The sequence below is a fragment of the Lactobacillus sp. ESL0260 genome (genome assembly GCF_003692935.1).
GTDB lineage: Bacteria > Bacillota > Bacilli > Lactobacillales > Lactobacillaceae > Lactobacillus > Lactobacillus melliventris.
Genome location: NZ_REHO01000010.1, coordinates 176,795 through 190,445, shown reverse-complemented (window position 1 = coordinate 190,445; position 13,651 = coordinate 176,795). Strand labels below are relative to the sequence as shown.

The window sequence follows — 13,651 nt, the reverse complement described above, 5'->3', positions numbered from 1 at the left end:
TATTATACGAAGTTTAATCTTATTACTGCAGTATGATGAAATATATCAAACCTAAATCACCCGCTTGAACTCAAGCAAAAATTACTTGATATTCAAAATTCGCTAAAAGTTTTCTGATAAAGACTGACAGTGTATTTTTATGATTGAGATAGAAATTTCAGTTTAATTTTAACTTGCAATATAAGAATTACCCGAACAGTTATAACATACTACCCCAAAATATAGTTAATCTATCCGCAGTTAATTTCTATATTCAAAATAACTAGCATAAATATGGAAAAATATAAATAAAAGCGCTTTCTAAGTTTGATAAATATATAAACCCATTTAGTTGTGCTCTTTTTTGAGCAAGTGTCTTTCTACTCGCAGCCCTGGCAAGCGAAAGCAGTCTTTGATATAATATTTGCCAATCTTTCCTTTTTCACTTTAGGTTTATTAATTGGTGCTTTTTTATTTTATTTTCCCAAAAAATAGCTTACAATACTATGTGGGGTATAGTTTAAAACATTTAGTTTGAGTTTAATTTTGCTAAAAGCAAGTGTTTTATTCATTATTTTTTTATTTTAATGTTTAATTCTATAATTAATCTGTTATTATAGAATATGGATTTATTTTTTTGAAAGGGTTGAATTTATTCCATGAGTATAAATTTAGGAAAAGAAATATGTCGCAGGCGACGTGAACAGAAATTAACCCAGGAGGATCTCGCTGAATTAAGCGATTTATCGGTCAATTTTATTTCCCGTCTTGAGCGTACCAAAAACCAGAATATTAGTATTCAAAAGCTTGACTCCATTGCCAGAGCCTTAAATACAACTACACCAGATATTATTATGAATGCTTATCGCTTTAAAGAAGTTAAAGTTGAAAATCATCAAGATAATACTCCAGTATTTATTAAGAAGGTTCTTAATGAACTTAGAAAAATGTCACCTGACAAAGCTGAAAGAGTATGCAAATCATTCATCATTTTGGCTAAAGAAATTAACAAAGATTAAAAAAACACGAAATAGATTTTCTCTATTTCGTGTTTTTTAAATTACTTAAAAGCTTCAGTTAACGGTGGCACAACCTGTTTCTTTCTTGAAACAACACCTGGCAAGCTAATTTCAGAATCCTTAACCTCACCAAATGCCTTTTCAAATGAAGCCAAAGCCTCATCTGAACCTATAACTAATGCAGTTGAATCTGAGTCAAGTACATTAGTTATAAGCAGCATAAATAAATCGTAGCCTTCAGAATTGGCGGAGTCTTCCATTGTCTTTAAGAAAGCCTTTTTACGTTCCAAAGCCTCTGGTAAGTCAACTACATTGATTTGAGCAACCCGAACATTCTTGCCATTCAAATCAAATGATTTAGCATCTAGATCAATTAATTCTTCTTCCGATTTACTTGCTATATTGGTTCCAGCCTTCAGTTCTTCCAAACCATATTTTTGGTAATCAACATTAGCAATTTCTGCAAGTTCCTGAACAGCCTTTTTATCTCTCTCAGTAGTAGTTGGCGATTTTAGCAATAATGTGTCTGATATTATTGCTGAGAGCATAATTCCAGCAATATTTTTGGGAATTTCCACCTTAAAATGCTTGTACAGTCCATACATAATTGTACTTGTGCAACCTACAGGTTCCGCAAGATAAAACAGAGGCATACTTGTATTAAAATTCATAATTCTATGATGGTCAACAACATGTGTTACAGTCACTTTATCAATATCGGAAACGCTTTGCTGCGGTTCATTATGATCGACTAGCATTACCTTATCCACTTCATTAGCAGCTGTTTTAATAACTCTTGGTGCTTCAAAACCAAATTTCTTTAAGGCAAAGGCTGTTTCATCGTTAGGTTCACCTAAAGCAACCGCTTCTGTATTGTAGCCTAATTTATTTTGCAAATATGAATATGCAATCGCTGTTCCTATGGCATCAGTATCTGGATTTTGATGACCAAAAACTAATTCTTTTTCCATTTAACTTTCCCCTGTTTCTTTTAATTTTTTTACTTATCTTCTAGTTTACCTAATAAAACCTTTTCTTCCCAGAAAAAATTTAAATTTATATTTTAGTTTAAATAATTGATTATGTCTTATTGATTGTAAGATGAATTAAACTTTCAAAAACTTTTTAAATTCGGCCAAAAAGTTTTCAATCCGAGGAACTTCTTTCTTACCCTTGCGATAGATAATTGATGTTGTGAATTTGGGAACACCTTTTAAAAATACTGGTTTTAAATCAATTTCGTCTTGGTTAAGCTGATAATATGATTCACTTACAACTGTCTCATAATCAGTTTCCTGCGCTGTATCAACCATTTGCTTTGTCGAAGTAAAGGTTAAAGGAACATTTAACCCGTTTTTAGCATTTAATTTTGAGCCTAATTTATCTTTTAGTAATTGAGTTAAATAAAAGCCATCCGGATAAAGTACCCAATTTTTTCCTAAAAATTTGGAAACTGGGTATGCCCTTTTTGCCACAAAATTAGAATTGTGTGTCAAAATTGTCAATCTCTCTTGTGTGACCTTCATTTGTTCATACTGATTCTGAATATTGGATTGACTTTTCTTAGCAGTTTCAGGAACATAAAGCAAGCCTAAATCAATTAAATTATTATCAAGATTATACCAAAGATCTTTCCGGTTAAAATAAGAGATACTAATAGTAATATTCGGAAACTTTTGGTTAAACTCAATCAAAAACCGTCTGAGCAGATCAGAATCAACACTTTCTAAAACACCTATTGCAATATTACCCTTGTCAGCCTGAGTAAATTCTTGAATATCACTAACCACAGAATTAATGGTTCCAAGCAATTGAATCGCTCCAGTTTGCAATTGCTTACCCGCTTCCGTTAGGTAAAGCTTTTTACCCATTTGTCCAAATAACGGCGTTCCAATTGCATGCTCGATTTTCTTAATTTGTTGAGTTAAAGCCGGTTGAGTAATGCCCAGGATTTGAGCTGCCTGAGTATAATTCATAGTATCAATTAATTGCAAAAAATAATGTAGGGACTTGGTTGAGAGTATTGTATCTGTTTTAGGCATAATATTATTCCTTCTATCTTAACAATAATATGGCTCTATATATATGCTATTATCAATCAAAAACCCCTTTGTGTCAAAGTATTATTATAATTCAATAAAGCACTTTCACAATTTATTGATATCATTAAATAAACTAAAATTAATTATTGCCTGATGGCCTACTTAGTTTTATATTAACTGGCTCCCCGTCACTAGTAGTATCAATCACAAATGAACCATTCGAATATCTATCACCTAACGGATAAGCACTAGTTAAGATCTTTATGTGCCTTTTACTCTTAGTGGTTACAATTAAAGTATGATCTTGCCCATAAGACGTAACCGCGACAATGCGGTGTGGCTTAGTTTTAAGTTCTCGTAATACAAGTACCCCTCGTTTGGCACGTGATACTTTATTTACCAGATTAGCTTTAAATTGTTTAAACGCCCCTCTTTGTGTAATTATGCCAACATGAACCAAGTCAAGATAATTAGGATTTATTAAGATATAAGAAATGACATAGTCCGCAGGCTTAAGATTGACAGACTTTACTCCAAACGATTTGGCTCCAGATTCTGGAATTTCTACCAAATTATAGCGAATAGCATATGCGTTATGAGTAAATAAAATTATTTCGTCATTACTGTTATTCTTAACTAAATCAACGCGAACAACCATGCTGTCTGATTTTTTCATTTTTAGCGCTGTAATTGCTCGTGAACGATAAGTTCTTGTAGGTTGCAAATTACTTAATTGTAATTGTTTGATATAGCCATCATTGGTAGCAAGTAAAAAGTTGACATTTTGGTTTAAGTTGTCGAGGTCAAATACACGAATAATGTTTTCATCATCATTTAACCCAATTTCTTGAGACAAATGTTGGCCAGTTTCCTTCCACTTTGCCTCAACTAGTTCATTTACCGGACGGTAAATAACATTTCCTCGACTGGTAAAAAGGTATAAATTGGTTAAAGTAGATACTGTTTTTTCAAATACCACATCATCCCCGCTTGGCAAGCCGTTATCTTCATCATCACTTGACTGCCAGGAACGAATAGAAGATCTTTTCAAGTAGCCATCGCGACTTATCAACACACGTACTTGTTCATCGGCTACTAGAGCTTTTTCATCAATTTGGATCTTAGCATTTGCAGAAGAAATTTCGGTCCTTCTTGGATTACCAAATTCTTTTTTAACAAGTGATAGTTCTTTAACTATTTCCTTTTCCAAAGTTTTGTTATTAGATAAAAGCTCCTTAAAACGAGCTATCTTTTCGCTTAATTCCGTTTGCTCTTTAACTAAAGCATCTACATCGGTATTAGTAAGTCTATATAGTTGCAAAGAAACAATTGCTTCAGCTTGTCGAGCTGAAAATTCAAATTCATTAGACAAATTTTTCTTAGCTTCAGCCTTATTTTTTGATGAGCGAATGACTTTGATCACTTGATCTAAAATGTCCATGGCATGAATCAAACCCTGGATAATTTCCAGACGTTCTTCAGCTTTATTTAAATCATACTTAGTTCTTTTGGTAACTACCTCTTTTTCATGTTCTAAGTATGAGGACAAGATATGCTTTAAGCCAACTTGCATTGGCGTCATGTGATCAATAGCAACCATATTGAAATTATAGGAAACCTGTAATTCAGTATTTTTAAAGAGATAATTTAAAATATTTTGTGCATCGGCGCCCTTTTTCAATTCGACTACAATTGACAAACCATGACGGTCAGTTTCATCCCGGACCTCAGCTATCCCGTCAATTTCTCTGTTAAGCCGAATCTCATCCATTTTTTTAACTAACAGGGCTTTATTAACAGCAAAAGGAATTTCCGTAATTACAATTTCTTCCCGGTGCCCTCTTATTTCTTGAATAGAAGATTTAGCTCTTACCTGTATTCGGCCACGCCCTGTCTCATAAGCTTCACGTAAGCCTTTTTCGCCCAGAACAATTGCTCCAGTTGGAAAATCAGGACCTTTGACAAATTGCATCAGATCGCTAAGAGTGGCATTAGGATTTTTTAGCAAATAGATAGTCGCATCAATTACTTCGGTTAAATTATGTGGCGGAATTTCTGTAGCATAGCCCGCTGAAATACCGGTAGAACCATTAACTAGTAAATTGGGAAAACGTACCGGCAAAACGGTGGGCTCATATTCGGTATCGTCAAAATTCAGGACCATATTGACTGTATTTTTATCAATATCCTGCAGTAACATGTTAGATATTTTACTCAAACGAGATTCAGTATAACGCATAGCTGCGGGGCCATCCCCGTCCATTGAGCCATTATTACCATGCATTTCAATTAAAGGCTCACGCATTTTCCAATCTTGTGAGAGGTGGACTAAAGCTCCATAAATTGAACTGTCACCATGAGGGTGAAAATTACCCATAATATTACCCACAGCTTTAGCTGCTTTTTTAAATGGTTTGTCGTAAGTATTGTTATCCTGGAACATGGCATAAAGGATTCTTCTTTGCACGGGTTTTAACCCGTCACGAATATCCGGTAAGGCCCGTTCCTGAATAATGTATTTTGAATATCTTCCAAAACGTTCACCCATGACCTGCTCAAGCGGCATTTCACGAATTCGTTCTTTTGTAGCCATTAATTAAAAACCTCTTTTATTCATTTTCTTCTTCTAAAATTGAAGTGTTATCGCCTAATCTAAACTTAACATTTTCTTCAATCCATTTTCGTCTGGCTCCAGCCTTATCTCCCATTAATGTGGTAACGCGCCGTTCCGCCAAAGCAGCATCATCGATTTTGACACGAATAAGCAGTCTGGTTTCCGGATCCATAGTTGTTTGCCATAATTGCTCGGCATTCATTTCTCCCAGTCCCTTAAATCGCTGTAAAGTATAACCGCGACCCATTTTCTTTTCAGCGGCAGCAAGCTCTTCATCGGTCCAGGAATATTGCACTTGAGCCTTTTTACCACGACCTTTTTGCAGACGATAAAGAGGCGGCAGAGCAATATAAACTTTACCATGTTCAATCATTGGCCTCATATAACGGTAGAAAAAGGTTAACAACAAAATCTGAATATGGGCACCATCATCATCGGCATCCGTCATGATAATTACCTTATCGTAATTGGAGTCTTCCACGTTAAATTCGGTTCCGACTCCGGCGCCGATAGTGTAGATCATAGTGTTAATCTCTTCATTCTTAAAAATATCCTGAAGCTTGGCTTTTTGGGTGTTCAAAACTTTACCACGTAAAGGCAAGATTGCCTGGAACTTACGGTCTCTACCCTGTTTTGCGGAACCACCAGCTGAGTCACCCTCAACCAAAAATAATTCGTTCTTTTTGGGGTTGCGTGATTGTGCTGGAGTTAACTTACCTGAAAGCACTTCTTTTTTGCGCCGTTTTTTACCATTTCGACTTTCATTGCGCGCTTTTTTGGCAGCTTCACGAGCATCCCTTGCTCTTTGCGCCTTTTTTACCAGCTCTTGAGCCAGCTCGCCTTTTTCCATCAGGTAGTATGACATTTTTTCATAAACGATTGCATCAACAACAGATCTTGCTTGCGGAGTGCCCAGTTTACCTTTAGTCTGCCCTTCAAACTCCAACAGCTCTTCAGGGATCTTGACTGATAACACAGCGCTTAAGCCCTCGCGATAATCCGACCCGTCAATGTTTTTATCTTTTTTACCTAACAAGCCCTGCTTTTTAGCATAGTCGTTAAAAGCACGCGTAAAGCCACTACGGGCCCCTACTTCGTGAGTGCCACCGTCTGAAGTGCGCACATTATTAACAAAAGAAACCAGATTTTCTGAGTAGCTGTCACTGTATTGACCGCTAAACTCAACTTCAATTTCATCTTGTTTTCCGGAAAAATAAAAAACATCGCTTAAAGAATCTTTGCCCTCATTGAGATATGAGACAAAAGCTTTAATGCCATCATCATATTTAAAGTCATCATGATGTTCGGGTTCACGTTCGTCAGTTAAAACAAAGCGCACGCCCTTTAACAGAAAAGCAGACTCCCTGATGCGCTCTTGAATAGTTTCGTATTTATATCTGATTGTTGAAAAGATTTTTTCATCAGGTTTAAAAGTAATGGTAGTTCCTGTCGGCTCTTTAGTTTTACCCAAACATTTTAAAGTCCCAACTGGATGACCACCATCTTTGAACTCTTCTTCATAGGCAGTGCCTTCTCGCACAACTTTGACAGCCATATAACTGGAAAGAGCATTAACCACAGAGGATCCAACACCATGAAGCCCACCTGAGGTTTTATAGTTTTGCTCGGTAAATTTACCCCCAGCGTGTAAAACGGTTAAGATGACTTCGATAGTTGGTTTACCCGATTTATGCATTCCAGTAGGCATACCCCGGCCAAAGTCACGAACCGTCACACTGTTATCTTTATGAATCGTCACATCAATTTCGTTACCGAATCCGGCCATTGCTTCATCAACCGAGTTATCTACAATTTCGTAGACTAGCTGGTTTAAGCCATGCACATCGGTTGAGCCAATGTACATGCCTGGACGTTTACGCACGGCTTCCAGACCATGAAGAATCTGAATTGATGAGTCATCATAAGAATTTATTTTTTTATTTGTTTTAACCAAATAGACTCCTCCAGTTAAAAATCATTTATTATTTAGCCCGCAAACGCAATAATCTCTGCTAAAATAGCATTAGACTTTAAGAGAGTGGGATAAAAATGATAAATTTAAATTTAATTCTGATATTTATTCTAGCATATTTGATAGGGTCATTTCCTACAGGCGTGATCGTCGGTAAAATCTTTTTTGCTGAAGATATTAGAGACTATGGCTCCGGCAACATTGGCACTACCAACTCTTTTCGCGTCTTCGGACCATTTGCCGGCAGTGTGGTTCTCATCGTTGATGTTTTAAAAGGAACCCTCGCTACCAACTTACCAAGTATATTTCATCTTAATATGCCCAAATATGTTCTGCTAATATGTGGTGGCCTGGCAATCTTGGGACACACATTCTCTATTTTTCTCAAATTTAAGGGCGGAAAAGCTGTAGCAACCAGTGCCGGGCTCTTTTTAGGTTATAATCTCAAGTTTTTCGGCATTTGCGCTCTTATTTTTCTACCATTAGTTTTTATCACGTCTTATGTAAGTCTTTCAAGCCTGATTGCTGTAGTTTTGATATTTATTACAACTTTCTTTTTTCATGATGTTTTTTTGGAAATTATTGTCGGCTGCATCATGATTATCTTGTTTATTCGTCACAGAAGCAATATTAAGCGCTTATTACAGCACCAAGAAAACATAATTCCTTTTGGCTTGTGGTATTGGTATAAGAAAAGACACCACCAACTATAAATACCATTAAAATAAATACGGCTAGCTTCAACAGCTAGCTATTTCATTATAAACTTATGAACATTTGTTCGCAATATTTGTTTTTTATTTTTAAGGCATGAAAAAAGGAAGTCTCGTACTTCCTCTTTTGCTATCTTGAACTAAAAAATTATTCATCTTGATCATGGAAAGCCATGCTAAAACCAGCTGTAAAGGTTCCTCCAGCTGCAAGATGGTTCATACCATACTTTTCTTCCAGCTTTTGGTTGGTATCAGCACGGTCTGCTATCCCCCACCACGGTTCAATACAGACATAATCGGCAGTTGTTGGATATTGTGACCACACGCCCACAAATGGTGCATCTCGCAACCACACATTTACATGAAAATTATTAGCATCAGTTTTTAAAGATACCCTATTATCGTGGCCCCGCATTTGAAAAATTAGCGCGTCATTTTTAAACAGATGATCGCTAAGTGTAATTAAGCTGTTAGTAGAAGCCAATGACCGATTAGGCCAGTCCAAATATGCACCTTTCAAAGGGATATGAACACGTGCACGAGAAGGTTTGGTACTAAAGTAAAAATCTTCCTTGGTTAAAGTATTACTTGTAGGGATATTAAATCCAGGATGACCACCAATACCAAATATCATTTCACCATCCGTTTTGTTAACAACGGTAAAGTTTTCTTCCAATAGATTATTGAGTAAATTGTAATTTACCCGCAATTCAAACTTAAAGGGATAAACTTTCCGGGTCGCTTCAGAATCCGTCAGCAAAAATGTAATACTTTCATCTGTATGACTTACCACTTTAAACTCTAAATCACGGGCAAAACCATGTTGAGTTAAATGATAGGTTTTTCCTTGGTAAGTGTATTCGTCATTTTTTAGTCTTCCAACTATTGGAAAAAGAACAGGTGCATGTCTATTCCAAACTTGAGGATCTGCTTGCCAAATATATTCATATCCACTATGTAAACTTTTTACACTTTGCACTTCAGCACCCTTACTAGCAATTTCAACTTTAAGAATGCTATTTTTGATAGTGTAATTCATGTTTAATCATCACCTTTGTTAAAGAATGAACTTAGTTAGATCTTTATTTGTTATTATATCACTAAGTTTTTCATTAACATATGCTTCAGTTACTGTAATTTCTCCCATCGTCATGTCCGGGCCTTCGTATAAGACATCTTCTAGTAATTTCTCAAGAATTGTTGACAACCGTCTGGCACCAATATTATCTGTTCCTTGGTTGACATCGTAAGCAATTTGCGCAATCCGCTCAACTGCTTCTTGTGTAAAGACTAACTTAATTCCATCGGCTTTCATCAGTGCTACATATTGCTCTAATAATGAGTCCTCAGGGTCCTTAAGGATTTTGACGAAGTCATCTTTTGACAAGGCATTAAGTTCCACTCTAATTGGAAAACGTCCTTGTAATTCGGGGATAAGATCACTCGGCTTGGACTCTGAAAAAGCGCCTGCTGCAATGAAGAGAATATGGTCTGTAGTTACCGGGCCATATTTCGTCTGAACTGTTGAGCCTTCAACAATTGGCAAAATGTCTCTTTGCACACCTTCACGCGATACTTCTCCAGAAGTTTTTTGGTTGCCAGCTGTAATCTTATCAATTTCATCAATAAAAATGATTCCATTATTGGCGGTACGTTCAATTGCCTTTTGATAAAGAGAATCATAATCAATCATTTTGCGGGATTCTTGTTGAATTAAAACTTCCCGGGCATCTTTGACAGGAAGTGTTCGCTTGATTTTCTTCTTAGGTACTAAATCATTAAGCATTGAACTCATGTCTATTCCCATTTGCCCCATCATGTCACCCATCGGATTAACCTTTGGAGCCTGGTCAACTTCGATTGTAACCTCACGATTTTCAAGCAGACCTTTATTTAACTGTTCTGAAACAGTCAATCTCTCATTGCGAATATCATCTGTTATCTCTTCTTGATCTGCTGGCGCAGTCTGATCATTGCTTTGACCAGCCGCCATAATCATTGACATCATGTCTTGCCATTCCTGCATTTGATTCTTTCGCTTATCACGCTTAATTCCGGGTACAAGCAAGCGTACTAAAATTTTATTGGCTTCTTTAGCTGCCTGAGGGCGAACACGGTCAAATTGATCCTTTTCTTCCATACGAACCGCTTCATTGACTAAATCGCGGACCATCGATTCCACATCACGGCCCACATAACCAACTTCAGTAAATTTTGTAGCTTCTACCTTAACAAACGGGGCGTTGACAATTGCGGCCAATCTTCTGGCAATTTCTGTTTTACCAACACCAGTAGGGCCAGCCATTAACAAATTCTTGGGGGTAATGTCCTCTTGCATTTTCTTTGGTAGTTGCATTCGGCGATAACGATTATACAAAGCAACAGCAACTGCTTTCTTGGCCTCATCCTGCCCTATTATATATTCATTAAGTAAGTTAACTATTTGTTTAGGTGTTTTGGTTTCCATATTTTTTCGCTCCGTTATTACAATTCATCTGTGATAATCTGATCATCAGTGAAGATATCAATTCCAGAGGCTATTTCAACTGCTTCATGAGCAATTTCACTGGCAGTCATATTAGAGGAATGTCTGGTCATTGCAATTGCGGCTGCTTGGGCAAAATTTCCGCCAGAACCAATCGCCACTACATTTTCATCGGGTTCAAGCACTTCACCGTTTCCCGAGATTAGCAAAAGATCTTTTTCATTAAACGCAATCAGCATTGCTTCCAGCTTTTGCAAAGTTGCATCTTTACGCCAAGCCTGAGCCATTTCAACGGCTGCCCTGCGTAAATCTCCACCAAAAGCTTCCAGTTTACCTTCAAGCATATCCTGCAAACTGACAGCATCAGCTACACCACCAGCAAAACCAATTACCACTTGATCATGATAAATACGTCTTATTTTTTTAGCAGTAGCTTTGGCTATTACTTTTTCTCCTAAAGTAACCTGGCCATCACCAGCAATTGCGGTTTTACCATTAAATTTTACTGAACATATTGTAGTCATTATTTTGCCTCATCTTTCTTATCGTTGCGAGCAAAGTATTTTTCATAGTTTGCCTGCAAATGACTCATAGTTACATGCGTGTATATTTGAGTTGTTGACAAATTATCATGGCCTAAGAGTTCTTGTACACTACGCAAGTCGGCGCCGTTATTCAACATTGCCGTTGCAAAGGAATGGCGCAACTCGTGCGGATGTACTTTACCATTAATGCCAGCTCCATTGAAAACTTTTTGCATAATATACTCGATACCACGTTCTGTTAGCCGCTTTCCTGTGTTGTTTAGAAATACATAGCCTAAATCTTCCTGATCATTTAAAAGTTGCTTACGACCATCTTCCAAGTACTTGACCAAAGCAGCTTTAGTCTGATCGTCAAAAGCAACATACCGATCTTTATTACCCTTACCATGAACTAAAATTATCTTTAAATCTAAATCTATTTGTTTTCTTTTTAAATTGCTTACTTCACTGACCCTCATCCCCGTAGTATAAAACAATTCAATTAATGCCAAGTTACGCAAAGTTAACGGGTCAGTTCCAGATAATGAGTCAAAAACCTGCTTAAGTTCAGGAGCATAAAAAAACTGAGGTAATTTGCGCTCTTTGGCACGTAGAATTATGGTCTGTGTCGGATCTATTTTAACAATTTTGCGTCTAGTTAAAAAGCGGTAAAACGACCTAAGACTAGACATCTTGCGCGACTGTGTCGAACGCGCTAAATTTTGATCGGCTAAGTGCTGCAGATATATTTCAATGTCTCTTCTACCTATTTTTTCCCAACCATCAAATCCCCCTGAATCCTGCCAAAACCTTTTTGCAGATTTTAAGTCGGCTTGATAGGAACTAATTGTTTTAGGGCTGTACTGACGCTCATTGAGTAAATAGTCGGTAAAAAGAATTAGTAAATCATCTTGTTGTTCATTCATTTAATTCAATACTTTCTGTTGAAATTCCTTCAAGCTCTCTAAACTTCTCTGGCTTATTTGTAAATGACGTTCTTTCTTATTACGAACCTTAGGCCCTTCTAGTCCAGGTATTAGTGCAAAGCTGGCATTCATTGGCTGAAAATGCTTCATATCAGCGCTAGTGACATAATTAGCCATCGAACCTAAAGCAGTTAATTTGGGAAAAGTCACCGGTTCTTGCCCATTAGCTCTTCTGGCAGCATTAATTCCACAAACAAGACCACTGCCGGCACTTTCAACATAGCCTTCAACCCCGGTAACTTGACCGGCAAAAAATAAGCCAGGCTGCTTTTTTGCCTCATATGCTGGTGTTAAAACTGCAGGTGAAGCCATGTAAGTATTACGATGCATTTTACCATACCTAATAAAACGAGCATGAGCAAGACCGGGAATCATTGAAAAAACGCGTTTCTGTTCGCCATATTTAAGATGCGTTTGGAAACCAACTATATTATACATTGATGCTATTGCATTATCCTGTCTGAGCTGAACCACGGCATAAGGAATTTTGCCAGTAGTCGGATCTTCTAACCCTACAGGCTTAAGGGGACCAAAAAGCATTGTCTTAGGTCCTCTTTTTGCCATTACCTCAATCGGCATGCAACCTTCAAAAACATCACTGTTTTCAAAGTCGTGAACTTCAGCCGTTTCGGCATTAACTAATTCCTGCGCAAAATTCTCATACTCTTCTTTTGTCATGGGGCAATTTAAATATGCAGCCTCTCCTTTATCATAACGTGATTTCTTATAAACGATGTTCATATCGATTGAAGCAGCAGCAATTATCGGAGCTGCGGCATCAAAGAAATGCAAACTTTCTGCACCAGAAAACCTTTGTATTTCTGCGGCAAGCTTGTCACTAGTTAAAGGACCCGTTGCAACAATGGCAATCGTGTCAGACGGGATTTGTGTAATTTCTTTGGTGTAAAAATTAACGTTAGGTAAAGAATGCAACTTGCTTGTGACATAGCCGCTAAATTCAGTCCGATCAACTGCAAGTGCTCCTCCTGCTGGAACTTGAGAATAATCAGCAGCCGCCATAATTAGTGAATCAAGTTGCCGCATTTCTTCTTTTAATAACCCAACCGCATTAGATAATTGATTCGAACGCATTGAGTTGGTACATACCAGTTCGGCCAGCTGGTCAGTTTTATGAGCAGGAGTCATTTTTTCCGGACGCATTTCATAAAAATCAACCGTGATTCCACGTTTAGCTAATTGCCAAGCTGCTTCACTACCAGCTAAGCCACCACCGATTACAGTTACTTTTTCAGGCATATCATCATATTCCTTTACTAAAATTATTTTCTTATATACAAGAATATCATCAAACCACAA

Annotated in this window: 11 protein-coding genes; 2 read left to right on the top strand and 9 right to left on the bottom strand. The window is 37.1% G+C overall.

Annotated elements, in window-relative coordinates:
- The first annotated feature begins 638 nt into the window (after nt 1–638).
- Nucleotides 639–998: a helix-turn-helix domain-containing protein gene (locus F5ESL0260_RS04640; RefSeq protein ID WP_034979176.1), complete on the top strand. Its 360-nt coding sequence runs from the start codon at nt 639–641 to the stop codon at nt 996–998.
- Between the two features lie 41 nt (nt 999–1,039).
- Here the strand turns inward: F5ESL0260_RS04640 and F5ESL0260_RS04635 are convergent, their stop codons facing one another.
- From F5ESL0260_RS04635 to parE, 4 genes are all read right to left on the bottom strand, one after another.
- Nucleotides 1,040–1,969, bottom strand: coding sequence for a manganese-dependent inorganic pyrophosphatase (locus F5ESL0260_RS04635; RefSeq protein WP_122026047.1), 930 nt, complete (start codon nt 1,967–1,969; stop codon nt 1,040–1,042).
- A gap of 135 nt (nt 1,970–2,104) precedes the next feature.
- Complete coding sequence (locus F5ESL0260_RS04630) at nt 2,105–3,040, bottom strand: LysR family transcriptional regulator (RefSeq protein WP_122026046.1); 936 nt, start codon at nt 3,038–3,040, stop codon at nt 2,105–2,107.
- Nucleotides 3,041–3,179: 139 nt separating this feature from the next.
- Entirely contained in the window at nt 3,180–5,633 is a 2,454-nt protein-coding gene (gene parC, locus F5ESL0260_RS04625) for a DNA topoisomerase IV subunit A (protein WP_122026045.1), read from the bottom strand.
- Between the two features lie 16 nt (nt 5,634–5,649).
- Nucleotides 5,650–7,608 (bottom strand): DNA topoisomerase IV subunit B, encoded by a 1,959-nt coding sequence (parE, locus tag F5ESL0260_RS04620; protein ID WP_233557710.1) that lies wholly within the window; start codon nt 7,606–7,608, stop codon nt 5,650–5,652.
- 95 nt (nt 7,609–7,703) lie between these two features.
- Between parE and plsY the strand changes: the two genes are divergently transcribed.
- Nucleotides 7,704–8,339, top strand: coding sequence for a glycerol-3-phosphate 1-O-acyltransferase PlsY (gene plsY, locus F5ESL0260_RS04615; RefSeq protein WP_122026044.1), 636 nt, complete (start codon nt 7,704–7,706; stop codon nt 8,337–8,339).
- 148 nt (nt 8,340–8,487) lie between these two features.
- Here the strand turns inward: plsY and F5ESL0260_RS04610 are convergent, their stop codons facing one another.
- Genes F5ESL0260_RS04610 through trmFO form a run of 5 tightly spaced genes read right to left on the bottom strand, consistent with a single transcriptional unit; the run spans nt 8,488 to nt 13,591 of the window.
- Entirely contained in the window at nt 8,488–9,378 is an 891-nt protein-coding gene (locus F5ESL0260_RS04610; RefSeq protein WP_122026043.1) for an aldose 1-epimerase family protein, read from the bottom strand.
- A gap of 18 nt (nt 9,379–9,396) precedes the next feature.
- Nucleotides 9,397–10,806: an ATP-dependent protease ATPase subunit HslU gene (gene hslU / locus F5ESL0260_RS04605; protein WP_122026042.1), complete on the bottom strand. Its 1,410-nt coding sequence runs from the start codon at nt 10,804–10,806 to the stop codon at nt 9,397–9,399.
- Nucleotides 10,807–10,823: 17 nt separating this feature from the next.
- Entirely contained in the window at nt 10,824–11,348 is a 525-nt protein-coding gene (gene hslV / locus F5ESL0260_RS04600; protein WP_046324812.1) for an HslVU peptidase proteolytic subunit, read from the bottom strand.
- Complete coding sequence (gene xerA, locus F5ESL0260_RS04595) at nt 11,348–12,274, bottom strand: site-specific tyrosine recombinase/integron integrase (protein ID WP_122026041.1); 927 nt, start codon at nt 12,272–12,274, stop codon at nt 11,348–11,350. Before xerA ends, hslV begins: the two co-directional genes overlap by 1 nt.
- Nucleotides 12,275–13,591: a methylenetetrahydrofolate--tRNA-(uracil(54)-C(5))-methyltransferase (FADH(2)-oxidizing) TrmFO gene (gene trmFO / locus F5ESL0260_RS04590; protein WP_122026075.1), complete on the bottom strand. Its 1,317-nt coding sequence runs from the start codon at nt 13,589–13,591 to the stop codon at nt 12,275–12,277.
- Nucleotides 13,592–13,651: the final 60 nt, after the last annotated feature.

Excerpts from the sequence above, each read along its gene's own strand:
- F5ESL0260_RS04635 (WP_122026047.1), bottom strand. The coding sequence starts at position 1,969 with ATGGAAAAAGAATTAGTTTTTGGTCATCAAAATCCAGATACTGATGCC.
- F5ESL0260_RS04630 (WP_122026046.1), bottom strand. The coding sequence starts at position 3,040 with ATGCCTAAAACAGATACAATACTCTCAACCAAGTCCCTACATTATTTT.
- parC (WP_122026045.1), bottom strand. The coding sequence starts at position 5,633 with ATGGCTACAAAAGAACGAATTCGTGAAATGCCGCTTGAGCAGGTCATG.
- trmFO (WP_122026075.1), bottom strand. The coding sequence starts at position 13,591 with ATGCCTGAAAAAGTAACTGTAATCGGTGGTGGCTTAGCTGGTAGTGAA.
- xerA (WP_122026041.1), bottom strand. The coding sequence starts at position 12,274 with ATGAATGAACAACAAGATGATTTACTAATTCTTTTTACCGACTATTTA.
- hslU (WP_122026042.1), bottom strand. The coding sequence starts at position 10,806 with ATGGAAACCAAAACACCTAAACAAATAGTTAACTTACTTAATGAATAT.
- F5ESL0260_RS04640 (WP_034979176.1), top strand. The coding sequence starts at position 639 with ATGAGTATAAATTTAGGAAAAGAAATATGTCGCAGGCGACGTGAACAG.
- F5ESL0260_RS04610 (WP_122026043.1), bottom strand. The coding sequence starts at position 9,378 with ATGAATTACACTATCAAAAATAGCATTCTTAAAGTTGAAATTGCTAGT.
- plsY (WP_122026044.1), top strand. The coding sequence starts at position 7,704 with ATGATAAATTTAAATTTAATTCTGATATTTATTCTAGCATATTTGATA.
- hslV (WP_046324812.1), bottom strand. The coding sequence starts at position 11,348 with ATGACTACAATATGTTCAGTAAAATTTAATGGTAAAACCGCAATTGCT.